The organism is Sphingobium sp. RAC03 (assembly GCF_001713415.1).
In the GTDB taxonomy this organism is placed as follows: domain Bacteria; phylum Pseudomonadota; class Alphaproteobacteria; order Sphingomonadales; family Sphingomonadaceae; genus Sphingobium.
Map to the genome: position 1 here is coordinate 359,525 of NZ_CP016456.1, position 18,864 is coordinate 378,388.

15 protein-coding genes and 2 pseudogenes are annotated in these 18,864 nt (G+C 65.1%); 2 read left to right on the top strand and 15 right to left on the bottom strand.

Features of this window, described 5'->3' with window-relative positions; translation table 11 throughout:
* Positions 1–2: 2 nt before the first annotated feature.
* From xrtA to BSY17_RS06395, 14 genes and pseudogenes are all read right to left on the bottom strand, one after another.
* The gene (xrtA, locus tag BSY17_RS06335) at positions 3–1,538 is read right to left on the bottom strand and encodes an exosortase A (RefSeq protein WP_069064862.1); all 1,536 of its coding nucleotides are present in this window, start codon (positions 1,536–1,538) and stop codon (positions 3–5) included.
* Positions 1,535–2,758: a TIGR03087 family PEP-CTERM/XrtA system glycosyltransferase gene (locus BSY17_RS06340; RefSeq protein WP_069064863.1), complete on the bottom strand. Its 1,224-nt coding sequence runs from the start codon at positions 2,756–2,758 to the stop codon at positions 1,535–1,537. Before BSY17_RS06340 ends, xrtA begins: the two co-directional genes overlap by 4 nt.
* Positions 2,755–3,825 (bottom strand): FemAB family XrtA/PEP-CTERM system-associated protein, encoded by a 1,071-nt coding sequence (locus BSY17_RS06345; protein ID WP_069066825.1) that lies wholly within the window; start codon positions 3,823–3,825, stop codon positions 2,755–2,757. Before BSY17_RS06345 ends, BSY17_RS06340 begins: the two co-directional genes overlap by 4 nt.
* Positions 3,826–3,893: 68 nt before the next feature.
* Positions 3,894–4,958 carry a FemAB family XrtA/PEP-CTERM system-associated protein gene (locus BSY17_RS06350; protein WP_069064864.1) on the bottom strand — a complete coding sequence of 355 codons (1,065 nt, stop codon included), beginning with the start codon at positions 4,956–4,958 and terminating at the stop codon, positions 3,894–3,896.
* Between the two features lie 2 nt (positions 4,959–4,960).
* Positions 4,961–5,686, bottom strand: a pseudogene (locus BSY17_RS06355) (XrtA system polysaccharide deacetylase); the annotation flags it as partial.
* A gap of 9 nt (positions 5,687–5,695) precedes the next feature.
* A complete protein-coding gene (locus BSY17_RS06360) occupies positions 5,696–6,634 on the bottom strand; it encodes an IS110 family transposase (protein WP_069064865.1) in 939 nt (312 codons plus the stop codon).
* Positions 6,635–6,835: 201 nt separating this feature from the next.
* Positions 6,836–6,970 (bottom strand): annotated as a pseudogene (locus BSY17_RS21200) (XrtA system polysaccharide deacetylase); the annotation flags it as partial.
* 26 nt (positions 6,971–6,996) lie between these two features.
* Complete coding sequence (locus BSY17_RS06365) at positions 6,997–8,595, bottom strand: XrtA/PEP-CTERM system-associated ATPase (RefSeq protein WP_069064866.1); 1,599 nt, start codon at positions 8,593–8,595, stop codon at positions 6,997–6,999.
* Positions 8,596–8,620: 25 nt separating this feature from the next.
* Positions 8,621–10,213 (bottom strand): hypothetical protein, encoded by a 1,593-nt coding sequence (locus tag BSY17_RS06370; RefSeq protein ID WP_069064867.1) that lies wholly within the window; start codon positions 10,211–10,213, stop codon positions 8,621–8,623.
* Positions 10,210–11,136 (bottom strand): AAA family ATPase, encoded by a 927-nt coding sequence (locus tag BSY17_RS06375; RefSeq protein ID WP_069064868.1) that lies wholly within the window; start codon positions 11,134–11,136, stop codon positions 10,210–10,212. Before BSY17_RS06375 ends, BSY17_RS06370 begins: the two co-directional genes overlap by 4 nt.
* 27 nt (positions 11,137–11,163) lie before the next feature.
* Positions 11,164–12,687 (bottom strand): XrtA system polysaccharide chain length determinant, encoded by a 1,524-nt coding sequence (locus BSY17_RS06380; protein ID WP_069064869.1) that lies wholly within the window; start codon positions 12,685–12,687, stop codon positions 11,164–11,166.
* Position 12,688: 1 nt separating this feature from the next.
* Positions 12,689–13,333, bottom strand: coding sequence for an XrtA/PEP-CTERM system exopolysaccharide export protein (locus tag BSY17_RS06385; RefSeq protein ID WP_069064870.1), 645 nt, complete (start codon positions 13,331–13,333; stop codon positions 12,689–12,691).
* Between the two features lie 133 nt (positions 13,334–13,466).
* A complete protein-coding gene (locus BSY17_RS06390) occupies positions 13,467–14,699 on the bottom strand; it encodes a pyridoxal-dependent decarboxylase, exosortase A system-associated (RefSeq protein WP_069064871.1) in 1,233 nt (410 codons plus the stop codon).
* A gap of 74 nt (positions 14,700–14,773) precedes the next feature.
* A complete protein-coding gene (locus BSY17_RS06395) occupies positions 14,774–16,318 on the bottom strand; it encodes an acyl-CoA ligase (AMP-forming), exosortase A system-associated (RefSeq protein WP_069064872.1) in 1,545 nt (514 codons plus the stop codon).
* Between the two features lie 50 nt (positions 16,319–16,368).
* Here BSY17_RS06395 and BSY17_RS06400 point away from each other — a divergent pair, with 50 nt between their 5' ends.
* Both BSY17_RS06400 and BSY17_RS06405 read left to right on the top strand, forming a co-directional pair.
* Positions 16,369–17,373 carry a GNAT family N-acetyltransferase gene (locus BSY17_RS06400; protein WP_069064873.1) on the top strand — a complete coding sequence of 335 codons (1,005 nt, stop codon included), beginning with the start codon at positions 16,369–16,371 and terminating at the stop codon, positions 17,371–17,373.
* A 27-nt stretch (positions 17,374–17,400) separates the two neighbouring features.
* The gene (locus tag BSY17_RS06405; protein ID WP_069064874.1) at positions 17,401–17,691 is read left to right on the top strand and encodes a phosphopantetheine-binding protein; all 291 of its coding nucleotides are present in this window, start codon (positions 17,401–17,403) and stop codon (positions 17,689–17,691) included.
* 108 nt (positions 17,692–17,799) lie between these two features.
* On the opposite strand, the gene trxB is transcribed toward BSY17_RS06405, so the two are convergent.
* Positions 17,800–18,762 (bottom strand): thioredoxin-disulfide reductase, encoded by a 963-nt coding sequence (gene trxB / locus BSY17_RS06410; RefSeq protein WP_069064875.1) that lies wholly within the window; start codon positions 18,760–18,762, stop codon positions 17,800–17,802.
* Between the last annotated feature and the right edge of the window lie 102 nt (positions 18,763–18,864).

Genomic DNA, 18,864 nt, shown 5'->3' on the forward strand with positions numbered 1-18,864 from the left:
CCCTAGCGGATGCCCGCGCTGCGGTCAGCCAAAAGCTGTATGTCGCCGATATTGGTCAGGAAGGCGCGGATGACCGCATCGGCGCGCGCGCCCTGCCCTTCTTCGGCGGAGATGAGGATGGCGACGGCGCGCTGATCCTGACCCAGCAGACGGGCTTTCATCGTGGCGATCTTGACCTGCGGGCGGCTGCCAGTGGGCGCGTTGCCGCCGACGACATAATAGCTCACCACTTGCCGCACGACCGGGCCGGGGGCGGTGATCTGTTCGCCGCGCGCACCCTGTGGCGCGGTGGCGGGTGAGGACCAGACCCATTGGCCATCGGGATCGGCTGCGCCCTGACCGAAGCCGACCAGTTCGCGGCCTTCATCCTGCCGTTCATAGGCGATGATGGCGAGGTCAACGATCTGGCCGTCGGCATTGCGATAGCGCCCCAGAGTGGCATGGTCGGCGCCATCGAAGCGCGGCTTCCAGGGATAGGCCATCGGCGTCGCGCTGCGGGTCCAGCCGGGGACCGAAGGCAAGTCGATGCGCGCGGGCAAGGGATCGGCATTGGCGGCGGTGGCGGCGAGCCAGAGCGGTGCGGCGACGATCAGGGCCAGTGCAATGCCCGCGACCCGGCCTGCCGAGCCAGGGTTCGAGATGGAGCTTTGCAAGCGATGCGGATCGAACCAGGGGTCGCCGGGCTTGCGATCGAAAAAGGGCCAGGCGGTTGCCATCACCACGATCATGATGATCGCGAAGAAGACCCAGCCATAGACGACATGATCGAAGCCGACGGCGGCGTCGATGGTGGTCAGATGCGCGACCAATATGGTGGCGAAGGCGCGCACGCCGTTGGCGAGGATGGAGAGCAGCAGCGCGCCGCCCATGAAGATGATGCGACGCGGCCAGCTTTTGAAACAGACATTGCAGACCAGCACGCCATAGGCGGTCATGGCGATCAGGAATTTCGCGCCCGAACAGGCCTCCGCCACTTCAAAATAGCCGGTTGGCGTGGTGATGAAGATGCCCTCCATATGGGCGGGCACGCCCGACAGGTCGAGGAAGAACATCGTCAGATGCGCCGTCACCAGTTGCAGCGGCGGCACGAGTTCTTCACCGAAGGGCACCATGAAGAAAGCGTAGAAGAGCGGGAAGATGAGCGCGCGCGCGACGGCGGGGCCGAGCAGCGCGACGGTCGCGCCCTGAAGCATCAGGATGAGCGCGCCATGGCGGACCATCGCCACGCCCGCCGCTGCGCCGAGCAGCCAGGCGAGCGCGCCCAGCCCCAGCCAGATGAGGCCCGGTGCCCAGGCCACCGGCTCCAGCTGGCGCAGACTGGGCAGACGTTGCTGCACCAGCCAGGCAATGAGCGGCGGGATGAAGAGGCAATGGCCGAAGGTGGAGGAATTCCACCAGATCGACACCATCGAATGCACATCGTCAAAGAACAGCGTCAGGATCGCGAAGGCGACGACACCAAGCGCGGTCAGATGGCCGCGCCAACCGGTCAGGTCGACAAGTGGGGTGCGCGCCATCGGCAGCGTCTGTCCGGTCATGCGGCGCGGCTGTCCGCTTGGGGACCGAATAGCAGGTCGGGCAGATGGGCGAGCGTGGCGGACCAGCGGTAGCGTGCCTCCATCCGGGCGCGGGCTGCGATGCCGAGCTGGGCGGCGCGGCCGGGATCGGCGAGCAAGGTGTTGATCTTGGCGGCTTCTTCGGCCGGGTTGGCAGCGATCAGGAAGTGCATTTCATCCTGCGCGTCGATGCCTTCGGCGGCTTGGGGCGAGGCGACGACCGGGCGGGCCATTGCCATGGCTTCCAGCACCTTGTTCTGGATGCCGCGCGCGATGCGCAAGGGGGCGACGACGATGTCAGCCGCCGCCAGCCAGCCGCGCACGTCGGGCACGCCGCCGGTGACGATCACGCCGGGCTGGGCGGCGAGCGCTTCGACGGCCTTGGACGGATTGCGACCGACGATGGCGAAGCGGGCGTTGGGATGGACGGTGCGGATGGCGGGCAAGGTCTGGCGCGCGAAACTTTCGACAGCTTCGACGTTCGGGCGATAATCCATTTGGCCGGTGAAGACGAGCAAGGGGCCGTCGCCATGATCCACCGGGGGGAAGGTGGCGGCGGGGTCGAAATAGTCGAGCGCGACGCCATTTTCGAGCGGCATGATCCGGTCGGGGCCAAGGCCGCTGGCGGTGCGGAACAGGGCGGCTTCGGCTTCACTGACGAAGGTGGAGATATCGGCGCGGGCGGCGACGCGGCGTTCGAAGTCGAGCAGCACGCGGCCTTCGCGCCGGTTGATCCAGCCCATCGGGCCAGACCCCTGCGCGCCATAGGCAGCATATTTGGCCGAATCGAAATCCACGAAATCCATCAGGAAGCGGGTGCCTGGCGGGAGAGCGGGGACGAAATGCGCCATCTGCGCCGAATAGGCGACGACGGCGCGAATGGGATGGTCGGCCAGAGTCTTCGCGACCCATTGGTGCAGGGCGGGATGGTCGAACAGCGACACGAGCAAGGGTTCGCGCTTGGCGAGGCCGGTGAGGCCAGCGACGATCCTGGACCTGTCGCGCCGGAGCAGGCAGTGGCTTTCTGCGACGGCGGCCAGTTCCCCGGCAAAGCTCATGTCGCGATCATCATCGGCGAAGCAGCCGACATGGACGGGGGCGACCTGCGCCAAGCGTTTGAGCAGGTTGCACGAGCGGATCTTGTCACCCCTGTCCGGCGGAAAGGGAATGCGATGGCAGAGGAAGAGGATCTCGCCCGTCATCCAAGGCCCCGCGCGATATGCGGGCCGATGAGCGTCGCGAGGCTTTCGGGCAGTTTCTTCCAATATTCGACCTTGCGCCGATATTGGGGCGAGAGCGGATTGACGTCGCGCGTCTCCTTGCCCGGCGCGGTGCGCAGATGATAGCCGAGCGGTTCGCCCTCGAAGCCCCAGGTCTTTTTCCAGGCGGCGGGGCCGGTGCCGACCTTCGACCGGCCGAAATCGAAGGTCGTGCAGCCGCGTTCGCGCGCCTGGCGCATCAGCAGGAAATAGAGCGCTTCGTTCGAGCGCATCGTCCGCGCGCCATCCGCCGCGCCATGCCAGTATGGCATGCACGCGCCGCCATGATAGAGGCTGATGACCGCCGACAAGGGCTTGCCGTCCTTTGACACCAGGGCGATGTCGGCGTCGCCGCCAAGGCGATCCAGCACGCCGTCGAACAGGGCGCGTGGGAAAACCGGGGTGCCCAGATGATGGACGCTATGGGCGTAGAGGCGGTAATGGATGTCGCGCAGCCGCTTGTCGCGGCCACTCTCGAAGGTCAGGTCGTTGGCTAGGCCTTTGCGGATTTCTGCGCGGTGGCGCTTGGGCACGGCCTTGAGTTCTGCTTCGTCATCGGCAGCGAGGGGGCGCGAGAAGCCGAGATAGGCGTCGGCCTTTGCCTGCCAGGCGAGACCGGCTGGCGCTTCGCCGCCGCGCAGTTCGAGTGTCGCGCAGCCGAGTTTCTCCGCCAGTGTCCAGGCCGCATCGCCAAGCATCTCGCCTGCCTTGCGATGCGTGGTGAGGATGCCGCCGTCGACCGCGAAGCCGCTGCCAACGAGGGCGCGGCCGAACAGCATCGAGCGGATATAGGTGAGCGGCAGGACGCCAACGATCTGGCTGCCGAGCCGCGCGACCAGCATCCGGGCTTTCTGACCCGTGCCATGTTCGACGCCCATGATCCAGCCGGGGCGCTGGAACGGCGTCGATGCCGGATGCGCGCGCACCCAGGCGTCGATCGCCGCGACCTCCGCCAAGTCGGCAAGGCACGCCTCTTCGACGATGAGGCCGACCTCGGTTATCCCTTGCATGAACACGGCGTCCTAATCCCCCCGACCCCAGCCGACCCCATGGACCGGCATAGCATAAATCCCAGATATCATCCCAGGCCGCGCGCGATGAGCGGGCCGACCAGATTGGCGACCGGCAACGGCAGCCGTTTCCACAGCGCGATGCGGCGCTGATATTTTTCGCTATGCGGGTTCACGTCCCGCCGCGCGCCATCGGGTGCCCATTCATGATAGACCAGAGGATGGGGCGCGAAACCGAAGCTTTTTTTCCAGGCCGCCTGCCCGCTGCCGACCTTTGACCGGCCAAAATCGAACATCGTCATGCCGCGTGCGCGGCCATGGCCCATCAGGCGATAATACATGAGTTCGTTCGAGCGCAGCCGCCGTGCGTCGGCGAGGCCACCGCCCCAATAGGGCATCACCCGCCCCCGATGATAGAGAGTCAGCACGGCGGATACCGGCCGGTCGCCATTGCGCACGATCAATATGTCCGCATCCTCGCCGAACCGCTCCAGCACGGCGCGGAACAGGCGCGCGGGGAAGACCGGGGTGCCGAGGTTGCGGACGCTGGTGGCGTAAACGCGATAATGGTCGCGCAGATGTTGGCGGCTGCGGCCGATGTCGATCGCCAAGGCGGGGTTCGCCAGCGCCTTGCGCAGTTCGGCGCGATGCTTGCGCGGTATGGCGAGCAGTTCCGCGTCGTCGTCGGCGGCGATCGGCCGGACGAAGCCGACATGCTGGTCGGCGCGCTGTTCCCAGGCTCCGCCGGGCACCGGGCCGCCGCGCAGTTCCAGCGACAGGCCGCCGCGATCGCGCGCCAGATCTTCCGCCGCCCTGACGAGGGCCGTGGCGGCGCGATCATTGTCAGCCAATATACCACCATCGACGGCGAAGGCGGTCGAAACGAGCGCTTGGCCGAACAGGCGGCTGCGCACATGATGCAGCGGCAAGAGCCCGCTGATGCCGCCCGAAGGGCCGACCGCTGCGAGTAGCAGGGCCGGATTGGCGGTGCCGTCCTGCACGGCCAGCAACCAGGCCGGGCGGTGAAAGGGGGTGCCGTCGGCATGAGCCATGACATAGGCGTCAACCGCCCGCGCCTGTGCCGGGTCGGCCAGGTCCATGATCGTGACGAAGAGGGTGGCGGACTGCCCCATGGTCAGGACGCGCGTGCCGCTTCGGCGTCGGCCAGCGCATCGACCCGCGTCCAGGCGAAGTCGCGCGTCAGGCGGCGCAGCTTGGCGGCCATGACCGACAGGTTGCTGTAATGGCGCAGGCGCGAGCGCAACGGCGCCTCAGCGACGCGCGGCTGGTCCGGGTCGATTTCCCAAGGATGGAAGTAGATGATAGCGGGCCGCCCGGCCTGATGATTGGCTTGCCGGATCGCCCAGCGCGAAAAGCCATAGGGGAGCAGGCGGAAAAAGCCCCCTCCCCCCGCCGCCAGCGTGCGATTGCCCAGTTTCGCCGTCGTTACCGGCAATTCGACCAGATCGGACCCCGACACGGGTTTCCAGGCGAAGCGCGGCGATTCCGGCCAGCCATAATGGTCGTGGCGGATCGGCGCGACGCTGGAGGAATAGCGATAGCCTTCCTCCGCCAATATGGGATGCGCCCAAGGGGTGCGGGTGTCGATCGAGAAACTCGGTGCGCGATAGCCGGTTACGGCCTGGCCGCTGGCATCTTCCAATATGGCGCGCGCCTTGCGCAGGTCGGCGCGGAAGGCTTCGGGAGTGAAGGTGAAGACGCGGGCATGGTCATAGCCATGGCTGGCGACTTCATGCCCCGCGTCCGCAATACGCCGCATCAGCGCGGGATAGCGTTCCGCTACCCAGCCCAGGGTGAAGAAGGTCGCCTTGACGTCCGCCTGCGCGAACAGGTCGAGTATCCGTCTTGGTCAAGGTCGTTTTGGCTGCCAATCACGCCCTTCACGCAGCAGCGTGTTTGCCAGAACGATGATGCGACGCATGACGGCGGTGATGGCGACCTTTTTCGCCTTTCCTGCATTTACGAGCAGCTGATATTTGTCGCGGAGATCGTGATTAAAGCGAATGGCGACCAACGCAGGCATGTAGATTGCCCGCCGAAGTGACGCCCGGCCACCAATAATCCGCTCTTTGCCCTGCCACTTGCCTGACTGTTGCGTCATAGGCGCAAGCCCAGCCAGCGCGGCTATCTTTTTGCTGTCGAGATACCCAAGTTCCGGCATGTCGATCACCAAAATGGTCGCGGTTAATCTGCCGATCCCCGGAATGGTCATCAGGCGCCTGATGCGCTCGTCGAGGGTTCCACGCTGTTTGGCGATCTGGGCAATGACTTCATCCAAGGCTTTGATGTCGGTGTCGATGTCATTGATCCGGCGGCAGAGTTGGTCTTTCACCAAAGGGTTGGTTGCTGTAGCAAGGCGTGTCTTTGCCGTGATCTGATCTTTGACCAAGGCACGCCGTGCTGTCAGCAACTCCCTGAGATCATGAACATCTTCACCTTCTATGCCTTGAGGGGTCAAATCCAGAACGATCCCCATGCGAGCCAGCATTTTGGCGTCAACGCTATCGGTTTTGGCCAGTCGGCCGATAGCCTGTGCAAATCGTCGCGCTTGTTTCGGATTGACCTTGATGAAGGGGTGCCCCGCCAAACTGAGATATCGCTCAAGCCCGCGATGATAGGCACCGGTCGCCTCAAAAACGAACAGTACCCCATCATTCTCGCCCAGCCAGGCGCATAGCTGAGCGAAACCTTCAGCCGTATTAGGCAGGCTGAGCGCTACGTCATGGGAGTGCCAGAAAGCGTCCAGACGGTCTTTCGACACATCGATTCCGATGGTATCCTTTGCCATCTTTTCTATCCACCTTTGCTTGTCGTTCGGGCCCGGAGCCCACGTATCCGTTCAGGTCGTAAGAAAAGACAGGGGCTCGCCAAACTCGACCGCGGTCCTGCAAGACCAAGCTCCGCACGGCGCCGCCCCCGCCACTACCCGGCACCGCAGCTGCGGTGCCGGGTAGTGGCTCCCTTTTGCCTCAGGAGCCAGGGATTCTCATAAGACAAGCACCGCGTCGGTATTGCCCTCGACCCGGTGAGTCAGCCCGTCCCAATCGGCGCGACGGATCGTGCGCTCGAACGCGCCGACCTGGAACCAGTCCTCGACATCGACCGACAGGGCGTTCTGCATCATTCCGGTGATCCCAGCGCGTCTTGCAGTCAGGCGGCGACGCTATCCTGCGTCACCCCCGCCATGCGATCTTCGCGTTCGACCCAATCGACCAGCAGGGTCAGGACACGGCGCAGTGCGGTGTCCTGTTCCTCGGCGCGAAATTCCAGCGAGGACAGCCGTTCCTCGATCAGGGTGAAGCAATCCTTGAGCGCTTCGGGATCGATGGTCTGGGCGGGGACGAAGGGCACATGCGCCTGCACCGCGCGCAGCGAAGCGATTTCGGCGCGCAGCGCTTCGATCTCGCCCAGCATGTCGTGGCGCAGCGTTTCGACGGCCTGGGCGTCTATGGTGTCGGGCTGTTCGGCCTCGGCTTCGTGCAGGTCGGCGATCTTGGCGTCCAGTGCTTCGGCCAATTCCTCGACGACGTCGGCTTCGAGCTGATCGTCATCCTCTTCTATGGCTTCCACCCCAACAGGCGGCGCGAAAGGCGCACGCTGCATCGACCAGTCCTGCTGGTCGTATGGCGAGGTGAAGTCGCCAAGGGTGGCGTCATCCTGTGCGGGGCTGTCTTCGAGCGCGACCGGCGCGTCTTCGATCTCGGCATCCTGTGTGTCGGAGGTGAAGGGCCAAGTCGCGTCGATCATATCTTGCTCTTCCTCGACTTGGGCCACGATCTCGTCGGTCGCTTCGACTGTTTCCAGTTCGAGCGGTGCCATGTCGTCTGCCACGTCCGCTTCGGCTTCTGCTTCGACTTCCGCCGCGATTTGGGTGCTATCGCCCTCGACATCTTGGACATCGTCCAGCGCGGACGGCGTCATCGCCGCTGGCGTGACGTCGATGTCCAAGCCCATGTCGGCGACGACCGCCTGCACCACATCGGCGTCGATCGCTTCCAATTGCTCGATCGCGCCCATCAGCAGGACGCGGCTGACCAGCGCGTTCAGGCGACGCGGTACGCCGCCGGTCGCGGCGTAGAGCGCGGCGAAGGCATCGCGGCTGAAGATCGGGCGACCGTCCCAGCCCGCCACGGTCAAGCGGTGGATGACATAGGGTTCGACTTCATTGGCCATCATCGGTTCGAGATGATGGGTCGCGATGACCCGCTGGCGCAATTGTTCGAGCTGAGGCGATTTGAGCAGGTCGCGAAATTCGGGCTGGCCGAGCAGGAAAATTTGGAGAAGCGACTGGCCGCCCAATTGGAAATTGGACAGCATCCGCAGTTCCTCGATCGCCGAGACCGCCAGATTCTGCGCCTCGTCCACGATCAACAGGGTGCGCCGTCCAGCGCGCGCCTGCATGTGGAGATAGGCTTCGACCTGTTGCAGCGTCGCCGCCTTGGTCATCCCCTCGGTCGCGAGGCCGAAGCTCTGCGCGGCAAGGCGCAGCATGTCGTCGCCCTGCACCTGGGTCGAGACGATCTTGACCGCGGTGAGCCGCGACGGGTCGATCGTCTGCATCAGATGGCCGACCAACGTGGTCTTGCCCGCGCCGATGTCGCCGGTGATAACGATGAAGCCTTCGCCCTGGGCGAGGCCATAGCCCAAATAGGACAGCGCCTTGCGATGGGTGGCGCTTTCGAAATAATAATGCGGGTCCGGCGTCAGCTGGAACGGGCGACCCTGCAATCCGTAGAATTGATCGTACATATCTTCGTCTCCCCAGGCCGACCCGTTAGAAGCTGTAGCGCAGGCCGACCTGGCCCAACGCGCTGATGATGGTTTCGAAATCGTCCGCCTGAACGCCGTCCACACCGACCGAGGCCGATGCCGACAAGCGCCGGGTCAGGCTCTTATAATAGCTGGTGAACGCACCGAAATTCAGCACGTCCGGCCGATCGCCACTGGCATCGAAATAGTTGATGTAGGTGACCAGATCCATGCTGTCGCTGTCGTTGAACATGTAGCTGACCGAACCGTTACCATACCAGTTTTCGTCGCGCGATCCGCTGATCAACACGCTCTGACCCTGCGGCGTGATGAACTTGCGCTGCGAATAGCCAGCGCCAAGGCCCCAACCCCATGGCCCGCGCCGCAGGGCATATTGCGCCGCGACGCCGCGATAGCGGAAATTCGCGTCAGTGATGCCCGACAGCGAGTCGTTGAAACATTGGCCGCCGCCGGTGGTCGAGAAGGCGCAGCCGGTGAGGTCTCCCGTGAAGGGATTGCGCACGACATTGAGGCTGCTGCCCGACACGGCCGCTACATCGGCCATGATCATGCGGCCGAAACTGTCGATGCCGTCAAACACCATGACGCCGAAGCTGCTGTCCTGCCCCTGCCAAGTGAAGCTGCCCTGATAGGTCATGCCGCCATAGCGTTCACCCACGCGCGCGGTCAGCGAGGTGCGGCGGCTGGGCCGCCACAGGACGCCTGCATCCCAGATGATATCGTCGAAATTATAGATAAGCGCACGCGGCGAGCTTTTGTCGGTAACATAGCGGCCGTTGCGGATGAGCGGCGTGCCATCGGTCGCACGTTGCGGCGAGCGCTGGCTGATCTCGATCTTTTCATAGCCGATGCCACCGATCAACGCGACGGTGCGCGAGACCGGCAGGGTGGCGTCGAGCCGACCCCAGGCATTTTCGAACCGCTGGTCGAGCTGGCTCGCCTCTTCGCGATTATAGCCTGCGCTGGCGGTCAGGCCCACAGGCAGCAGCGTGCCGGGGGCAAAGCCGACCGACCCCAAAAGGCTGTGCGTCCAGCTATCGGCGAAGGAACCGCCCTGCCCGCCCAGGAAATCGGCATTGACGCTGTCTTCGACCCGCGCATAGCCCAGTTGATAGGAGCCGTTGACGGTGAAGTCGCCGACCTGTGTCGTGTAGGACGGGCCGACATAACCGGCATAGACCTGGCTGGTAAAGCTATTGTCGTTGAGCGATGTCGCGCCCGACAGGCCATCAGTCCGCACCCGCGTTGCAAAGCCGCCCGCATTGAGCGAAAGGCCGCGCGCCAGATTGACGCGCGCGCTCGCGATGCCGCTCAACACGTCCTGGTCCGGTGCCTGGCTGCCCCAGCCGAAGCTGTGATTATATTGGACGTCGACCACCGCCTCGACCCGGCGGTTCTGCACTTCGGCGGTCAGGCCAGCGGTGACATTGGTATAGGTCAGCACATCGCCACCGCCCTTGAGCGGGCCGGTCACGACCTGATCGATGCCGATATAGGGCGTGACGTCCATGCGGCGATCCGTATCCTGCGCCAGCGCAGGCGCGGCGGCGGTCGCCAGCGCGACGAGCGATGCGCCGCCGATCCAGAAACGGGTCATGAGCGGGGTTCCCCCTTGGCATAATAGCTGCCGAAACGACGACCGCCGCCGGTGAAGCGGACGGCGTTGAGCAGAAGCTGGACCTGCGCTCCGCCCTTCAGCAGGCCGATCGCGTCGCGCACGGCGGCTTCGCTGGTCTTGTCTGCGCGCACCACCAGCAGGGCGATGGCGACATGGCTGGCCAGCACGGCGGCGGGCGAAGCCGCCAGCAGCGGCGGCGAATCGAAAATGAGGATGCGGTCGGGCCGGCCTTCTGTCAGACGCGTGAGCAATTGTTCGGTGCGGGCGGAGGAGAGAAATTCGGTGTCCGCATTGCTGCGCTGTCCGGCGGGCAGGATCGAGAGCGAGGGGATGTCGGTGCGGATCACGCAATCCTCGATCGCCACCATCGGATCAGCGAGCGCGTCCATCAGGCCGGGGCCAGCCTCCAGCCCCAGCGCGGCGGGGATGCCGGGCTTGCCGAAATCGGCGTCGATCAGCAGGATTTCGCGGTCCTTTTCGGCCGCGAGGCTGAGCGCCAGGTTGATCGCGCAAAAGCTCTTGCCGTCGCCGCTATGGGGCGAACAGACGAGGATGCGGTTGCCGCGCTTATTATCCTGTAGCTGCGCCAGCAGGTCGCGCTTGAGCAGGCGGAATTCCTCGCTCATCGCGGTGACGGGGCCGTCGGGCTGGAGCAGGCCGGCTTCGGCGAGCGCGATGCGGTCGATTGGCTGGATAGGGCCGGTCCAGGGCAAGGCGCGGAAGCCTGTCGGCGCGGGAGCCAAGGCGGCGGACGCGACGGCGACCGGCTCGGCGAGCGGCGGCGCATCGGCGGGCATTTCGACCGCAGGCGCGGCGCGGCCACGCAGCGCGGCGCTGAAATCATAGATTTCGGTGGCGCGCTCGATCAGCGAACCGCCTTTGATGGGGCTATGCTGGTTCATGTTTCCTGGTTCCTTCACGCCCACATCTCAAGCCATGCCACGCTGGACAAATTCGACGACGATCAACAGCAGGCAGACCGCCGCCAGCCCGCCGCTGGCGCCCGCAAACCATTTCATCCGCTGCTTTTCGACGGCGACCTGCGTCGCGCTGACCGCCTGGCTGATCGACCCGGCGACCGGCAGGCCGATGGCGCGTTCCAGACGGGCGGCGGTGGGGAATGTTCCCTTGAGCTGGCCCATGGCGAAGGCGACGCCAACACCCGCACCGATGCCGACGATCAGCACGCCGAGCAGCAGCAGCGGCCGGTTGGGCGCGGTCGGCGCGGTGGGGACGCTGGGCGGGTTGATGACGCGGAACTGGACCGATCCGGTTTCCGACTTCACCTCGCCACGCAGGCGGATTTCCTCACGGTCGGCGAGCAGTTTGTCATATTGGGTCTTGAGCACTTCATAGTCGCGATCGAGCTTTTCCTGCTCCGATGCGATGCCCGGCTCGTCGACCTGCTTCGCCATCATGGCGTTGAGATCGGCCTGGAGCTGTGCCTTGCGGGTGGAGAGCGCCTGCACCGTGGCGGCGCGTTCGGCCTGCATCGACTTGATCGACAGATAGGCGGGGTTAGGCGTGCCACCGCCGCCGCCCGCGCTGCCGCCGCCACCCTGACGGCGCAGCGCATCTACTTCGCGCTGGGCGGCAATCACGTCGGGATGGTTGGCGGTCCAGCCGCGCGCGCGCATGCCCGCAAGGTTCGACTGGGCCTGGCTGAGCGCCGAGGGGCCGCCCGCAGCGCCGACGCCAGGCAGGCTTTGCGGTGTGCCCGCCAGCTGGCCGTTCATCGCGCTCAAAGCGCTTTGCGCCTGCACCAGCTGCGAATCGATCTGGTTGATCTCCATGCGCGCGGCGTCCATGCGCTGGCTGATCGAGCCTGCGCCGGGCAGCAGCCCGACATAGCGCTGGGCAAATTCGACGCGGCGCTGGTCAGCGGCCTCCATCTGCTTGCCGCGAGCGGCGACCTGCTGGTCAAGGAAGGCAAGGCTCTGCCGGGTCTGGGTGCGGTCGCCGGAGAGATTTTCTTCCTGGAAGATGTCGATCAGCTTTTGCGCCACCTGCTGCGCGATGCGGGCATTCGCACCGTCCGACAGGCTCGAATCAGCCGACACGGCGCTGATGTCGATCATGCTGGGGTCGGCCTGCGCCATCACGGTGATATTTTCACGCAGCGTCGTGATCTTGGCGGCGACATCGCGCGGGCCGGAGACGCCCTGCGACAGATCGGTTTCGCGCACGACCTTTTCGAGATTTTCGGCGCTGGCGAGCGTGCTGCGCACGCGCTCCAGTTCCTGCTGCGACTGGACCTGGGTGATGCCGACCTTGTCCTCAAGCAGCGACTGGGTGCTGACATAGACCCGCGCCTTGGACTCATAGCTGTTGGGGATCAGCGCCACGCCGAGCCAGCCGAGCATTGCCACGCCCCAGGCGACGCCCAGCGCGATCCAGCGGCGGCTCCATATGCCATGGAGCAGGACCAGCAATTCGTCGTAGAGACCGGCCATATCAGAACATGCTTTCAGGGATGATGATGACGTCGCCGGGGGCGAGCATGACATTGGCGCGCGTGTCGCCCTTCTTGAGAAGGTCGTTCAGCCGGACCTGATATTCCTTTTGCTTGCCGCTATCCTTGTCGAAGCGGACGAGCCGCGCGCGGTTGCCTGCGGCAAATTCGGACAGGCCGCCGACCGAAATCATTGCGTCGAGCAAGGTCATGTTGGCGCGATAGGGAATGGAAGCGGGCTTGTCGGTCGCGCCGACGATCCGCACCTGTTGGCTGAACGTGCCGCTGAAATTGTTGACGATGACCGAGACGAGCGGATTTTCGATATATTTGGTGAGTGCCAGCTTGATGTCGTCGGACAGCATCCGGGGCGTCTTGCCCACGGCCGGCATGTCGGTGATCAGCGGCGTGGTGATGCGCCCGTCGGGCCGCACCTGCACCTTGGCCCCTAGTTCGGGGTTGCGCCACACGAAGATGGTGAGGTCATCGAGCGGGCCGATGATATATTCCTCGCCCGGCCCTTCCTGCGTCGACACGAAGGATGCCGGGGGCAGTTGCGGCCCGGCAGGCACCGTGGCGCAGCCCGACAGGGCGACGGCGGGCAAGGATGCACCGATCAGGAGCCTGGAAACGGACAGGAAACGCATATTCTCACCTCTTTGTGCGGCCTTGCGCGACCGGCCGCCAAAGAGGGGTGGCAAGGCCGTTCAGCACAGGGCTTCGGACCTCTTCATGCCGTCAAAGGGTAAAGATACCGTTAGGAGTTATGTGTAGAGTAATTCAGCCAAGTAAAACTTCACGAGGACTTGGATGGCCAAGAAAAGCGGTCGGGCTGGCCGACGCGCCATAGGCCCCTGCAAGGAAGATGGCAATGAGGTCGCCTTCCTGCACCGGCGGTAACGCCACCTTGTCGCCGAGCCGGTCGATCGGCGTGCAGAGGCAGCCGACGACCGTCACGGGATCGGCCGCCGGGTCCGCGCCGAAACGGTTGGCGATGGCGATCGGATAGTTGCGGCGGACGACGGTGCCGAAATTGCCGCTGGCGGCGAGTTGATGATGCAACCCGCCATCGACGACGACGAAGGTTTCGCCCTGGCTGACCTTTACGTCGATTACGCGGGTCAGATAGACGCCGCACTCCCCGACCAGCCAACGGCCCAGTTCAATCGCGAAATGGGTGGGTTTGAGGATGTCGGGCAGCGCCTCCAGCGCGCTTTCGAGGGCGACACCAATGGGGCGGATGTCGAGCGGGACGTCGCCGGGGAAATAGGCAAGGCCAAAGCCGCCGCCCAGATTGACCAGCGGCGGCGCTAAGCCGACTGCCTCTGACAGCCGCGCCGCCAGCGCGAGGGTGGCGGCCTGCGTCTCGATGATCGCCATGGCGTCGAGATTTTGCGAGCCGGCAAAGATGTGCCAGCCGCGCCAGTCGGCCCCGCCGTCGATCATCGTGCGGGCGAGCGCCGCCGCGCGATCGGCATCGACGCCGAACGGCTTGGCACCGCCGCCCATCCGCATACCCGACCCCTTGAGATGGAAGTCCGGGTTGACCCGCACCGCGACGCGCGGCGTCTTGCCGATGCGGTGGCCGATGGCGAGCGCGCGACGCCCCTCCCCTTCGGATTCGAGGTTCAGCGTGACGCCCGCGAAAATCGCGGTTTCCAGTTCGTCATTGCGCTTGGCCGGCCCGGCAAAGCTGATCCGCGCCGGGTCCATCCCGGCCGCCAGCGCCATGTCCAGTTCGCCGCCCGACGCGATATCGAAGCCGTCGACCTGCGCCGCCATGCCGGTGAGCAGCGGGGCGTAGGGGTTGGCCTTAATCGCATAATGGAGGTGCAGGGCGGGCGGCATGGCGGCACGGAAGCGCCGGACCTGCGCTTCGACGATGGCCATATCATAGGCGAAGAGCGGCGTGTCGCCTGCCTCATCCACCAGGCTGGCCGCGCCATAGCCGCCGATCAGCAACATGCCCTCCTCGCCCGCGAACCAGGGCGGGATCGGTCCCATCGGCTTCATCTGTAAAACCCTCTCAGCTTCATACGTGCTCCTGCGAAAGCAGGAGTCCAGGGCGATAGGTCACCCGCCTCACCCTAGGCTCCTGCTTTCGCAGGCGCGCCATGTTGGTGCGCGAGGGCGACTCGGTCGGTCTTGCCGTTGGGATTGCTGGGAAATTCGTCCAGCACAAGGATATCCCTTGGCTGCATATAATTGGGCAGTTCGCTTTTGAGGTGCGCGGCGACCGCCTGCGCGACGGCAGGATCGTCGGCGCGCAGCAGCAGCCGGACCACTTGGCCCAGCCGGTCATCCTTCACCCCCAGCGCCACCGCTTCGGCGACACCGGCGACGGCGACCGCGGCTTCCTCGATCTCGGTCGGGCTGATGCGGTTGCCCGCCGACTTGATCATCGCATCGTCGCGACCGACGAAATAGAGCAGACCCTGCGCATCGCGCCGCACCGTGTCGCCCGACCAGACCGCCATGCCGCCATAGCGGGAGGCTGCAGGCGCAGGCTTGAAGCGTTCGGCGGTGCGGGCGGCGTCGCGCCAATAGCCCTGCGCCACTAGCGGGCCGCAATGGACGAGTTCGCCTGGCTCATCATCGTCGGTGACGGAGCCATCGGGACGCAGCACGAGGATTTCGGCAAAGGGGATCGCCCGGCCCATCGAATCGGGGTGGCTGTCCACCAAGGCGGGCGGCAGATAGGTGGAGCGGAAGGCTTCGGTCAGGCCATACATGGGATAGAGGTCGGCGCGGGGGAACAGCGCGCGCAGTTTCGCAACCAAAGGCCGGGTCAGTGCGCCGCCGCTGTTGGTCAGGCGCTTGAGCTTGGCGGCGATCTCCTGTGGCCAATCCAGTTCGGTCAATTGCACCCAGAGCGGCGGCACACCTGCCAGCGTGGTGATGTTGCGCCGGTCGACCAGCTTCATCACGTCGCGCGAGGTCAGATAGTCGAGCGGATAGACGCAGCCGCCCGCGATCCAGGTGGAGAAGAGTTGGTTCTGGCCATAGTCGAAACTGAACGGCAGGACGCAGGCGGTGCGATCGTCCGCGCCCATCCCCAGATAATCGGCCACCGCCACCGCACCCAGCCAGAGATTGGCGTGGCTGAGCATCACACCCTTGGGCCGTCCGGTCGATCCGCTGGTGTAGAGGATGGCGGCCAGCGTGTCGGGCGCAGCGTCGGACGGGCCGATCGGGTCGCCGCCGCTCATGGCGCAGGCGGCATCATCTTCGCGATGCAGCGGGCAATCGGGGGGAACGTCGCCGGGCTGCAGGCTGTCGAGTCGCGCCGCCGTGCCGATCAGCATCGCGGCCCCGCTGTCGGACAGGATATGGGCGACCTGGGCATGTTTGAGCAGCGGGTTGATCGGTACATGGACGAGGCCGGCGCGCGGCGCGGCCAGTGGCATCAAGGCTGCGACCGGCCCTTTGGCGATCCAGCTCGCGACGCGCGCGCCCGGCTCCAGCCCGAACCCGGCCAGCCAGCCCGCCAGCCGCCCCAGCGTTTCTTCCAGTTCGGCGAAAGTATAAGTGCCCGATCGCCCGTCCAGCGCCGGGCGGAGCGGATCGCCACGCAGCAGGACATGATCGATCGGCAGGCTGTCCGCAGACGGACCTGCCGGGCTTAACTCCATTTCCAGACTTTGCACCTAAGCGTTCCTCTTCTGGTTGCGGAGATAGTCGGTTGCCGACGACAAGGGAATATCACAGCCTGGCCGAAGTCGGGCACGCGCTGCAGGGCCGTGCCGATCGCATCGCCATGCTTTCCCTGTTCGACCGGTTCGACTGGTATGCGCTGCTGCACCAGCATTGCTTTGCCGCCGCGCCGGTTCGCGTGCTGGTGGCGGAAGAGAGGGGCGCGCAGGCGTGGATGGTCCTGATGCAGCCGGAGGCCCGGCGCGTGGCAGCGCTGGCCAATTGGTATACTTTTGCCTGGGCGCCGATATTTGTGGGCGACCCCGACGCGGTGCAACAGCGTCGGTTGCTCGATGCGCTGTCGCGGCATTTGTTGGCGGGCAATAGCCAGATCGATTTCTATCCGCTGGAAGATGGCGGCGCGTTGCGCGCCAGTTTGCGGCGGGCAGGCTGGTTTGCGCTGTCGCGGCCGATGGGTGGGCGCTATCTGCTGCGCCCGGCGGGACGGGATTTCGCGACCTATTGGGCGGCGCGGCCGGGGCGGTTGCGGACGCTGGTGCGGCGCAAGGCGCGCAACAGTCCCTATACGCTCTCCATCAGCGACCGGCTGACCGACGATCTGTGGCAGGACTATGTCGATGTGCATGACCGTAGCTGGAAGGCGGCGGAGCCGGGGCTGGCCTTCCTGCGCGCGCTTGCGGAACAGGAGAGCGATGCGGGGACGTTGCGGCTGGGCTTTGCGCGGCTCGATGGGCGGGCGGTTGCGACGCAGTATTGGACGGTCGAGCATGGCGTCGCCCTCATTCACAAACTCTCCCATGATCGCGCCCACGATGCCGGTTCCCCCGGCACCTTGCTGAGCCACGCCATGTTTGCGCAGGCCATCGACCAGGATCGGGTCGATCTGATCGACTATGGCACTGGCGACAATGGCTATAAGGCCGACTGGATGGACGAACGGATCGCGCTGCACCGGATCAACGCCTTCAATCCCCGCTATGCGTCGAGCTGGCTCCCGGCGGCGCGGACGGCCATTTCCGCGCTTGTCGGATAGAGCGCGAATGACTAGGAAAGCGCCCTTATGCGGGCCAATCATCCTTCGCCGGTCGGTCAGGCCGATACCATCGACACCCTGACGCGGACATTGCTTCGCGACGTTCTGGGCCTGTCCCAGGAACGGGTCGATGCGTTCGAGGCGGACACGCCGCTGTTCGGCGCGCTGCCGGAACTGGATTCCATGGCGGTCGCAGGGCTGCTGACCGAGATGGAGGATCGCTTCGATATCCTGATCGAGGATGACGATATCGACGGTGACACGTTCGAGACGTTCGGGTCGCTGGTGGCCTTTGCGCGGGGCAAGGTCTCCCAATAAGGCCCTTTCGGGCTGAGCGAAGTCGAAGCCCTTGCCTGAGCGGAGGCGAAGGCACCTCGCTTCGCTCGGCGGAACCCTTCGACTTCGCTCAGGGCGAACGGCAGTAGGTTACGCCTCCACCATCGCTTCGAAGTCCGCTTCGGCTAGGAACTTCTCGACATCAAGCGCGGCCATGCAGCCCATGCCGGCGGCGGTTACGGCCTGGCGGTAGATTTTGTCGGTGACGTCACCCGCGGCGAAGACGCCGGGGATGGCGGTGTGGGTGGTGCCCTTGTCGACCAGCAGATAGCCTTCGTCCATCGGCAGCTTGCCGGTGAACAATTCGGTCGCGGGGTGATGGCCGATCGCGACAAAACCGCCGTCGGTGGGTTCGTGCGACCGTTCGCCGGTGACGGTGTCGATGAGGTCGACGCCGACCAGTCCTTCGGGCGTGCCGCCGCCGACGAATTTATCGACCGCTTTGTTCCACAATATTTTGATGCTCGGATGGGCGAAGAGCCGTTCCTGCAGGATTTTTTCGGCGCGCAGCGTGTCGCGGCGGTGGATCAGGGTGACGTCATGGCTGTGGTTGGTGAGATAGAGCGCTTCTTCGACCGCGGTGTTGCCGCCGCCGATCACCACCACCTTCTTGCCGCGATAGAAGAAGCCGTCGCAGGTGGCGCAGGCGGACACACCCTTGCCCTGCAGATGCTCCTCGCCCTCGACGCCCAGCCATTTCGCCTGCGCGCCGGTGCAGATGACGAGCGTGTCGGCGACATAGACGATGCCGCCATCGCCGGTCAGGCGGAAGGGACGCTGCGACAGGTCGACATCGACAATCTGGTCATACATCATCTTGGCGCCGACATGTTCGGCCTGCGCCTGCATCTGTTCCATCAGCCATGGCCCCTGGATCACATCCTTGAAGCCGGGATAATTTTCGACATCGGTGGTGATGGTGAGTTGACCGCCCGGCTGCATCCCCTGCACCACGATCGGCGCAAGGCCAGCGCGCGCGCCATAGATGGCGGCGGACAGGCCGGCGGGGCCGGAACCAAGGATGAGCATGCGGGTCGAGTGGGTGGCGGTCATGAACGGGGCTTTCCGGCTGCGATTCGTGGTGAGGGGAGAGATAGGCGGTGACGGCGCGCAGGCAAGCGATGGATTTGCTTGGGGGGCGGCAAGAAGGGATGT

Coding starts and splice junctions, on each gene's coding strand:
- BSY17_RS06350 (WP_069064864.1), bottom strand. CDS start 4,958: ATGGGGCAGTCCGCCACCCTCTTCGTCACGATCATGGACCTGGCCGAC.
- BSY17_RS06375 (WP_069064868.1), bottom strand. CDS start 11,136: ATGAACCAGCATAGCCCCATCAAAGGCGGTTCGCTGATCGAGCGCGCC.
- BSY17_RS06380 (WP_069064869.1), bottom strand. CDS start 12,687: ATGGCCGGTCTCTACGACGAATTGCTGGTCCTGCTCCATGGCATATGG.
- BSY17_RS06360 (WP_069064865.1), bottom strand. CDS start 6,634: ATGGCAAAGGATACCATCGGAATCGATGTGTCGAAAGACCGTCTGGAC.
- BSY17_RS06370 (WP_069064867.1), bottom strand. CDS start 10,213: ATGACCCGTTTCTGGATCGGCGGCGCATCGCTCGTCGCGCTGGCGACC.
- BSY17_RS06385 (WP_069064870.1), bottom strand. CDS start 13,333: ATGCGTTTCCTGTCCGTTTCCAGGCTCCTGATCGGTGCATCCTTGCCC.
- BSY17_RS06395 (WP_069064872.1), bottom strand. CDS start 16,318: ATGGAGTTAAGCCCGGCAGGTCCGTCTGCGGACAGCCTGCCGATCGAT.
- xrtA (WP_069064862.1), bottom strand. CDS start 1,538: ATGACCGGACAGACGCTGCCGATGGCGCGCACCCCACTTGTCGACCTG.
- BSY17_RS06390 (WP_069064871.1), bottom strand. CDS start 14,699: ATGAAGCCGATGGGACCGATCCCGCCCTGGTTCGCGGGCGAGGAGGGC.
- BSY17_RS06405 (WP_069064874.1), top strand. CDS start 17,401: ATGCGGGCCAATCATCCTTCGCCGGTCGGTCAGGCCGATACCATCGAC.
- BSY17_RS06340 (WP_069064863.1), bottom strand. CDS start 2,758: ATGACGGGCGAGATCCTCTTCCTCTGCCATCGCATTCCCTTTCCGCCG.
- BSY17_RS06365 (WP_069064866.1), bottom strand. CDS start 8,595: ATGTACGATCAATTCTACGGATTGCAGGGTCGCCCGTTCCAGCTGACG.
- BSY17_RS06345 (WP_069066825.1), bottom strand. CDS start 3,825: ATGCAAGGGATAACCGAGGTCGGCCTCATCGTCGAAGAGGCGTGCCTT.
- trxB (WP_069064875.1), bottom strand. CDS start 18,762: ATGACCGCCACCCACTCGACCCGCATGCTCATCCTTGGTTCCGGCCCC.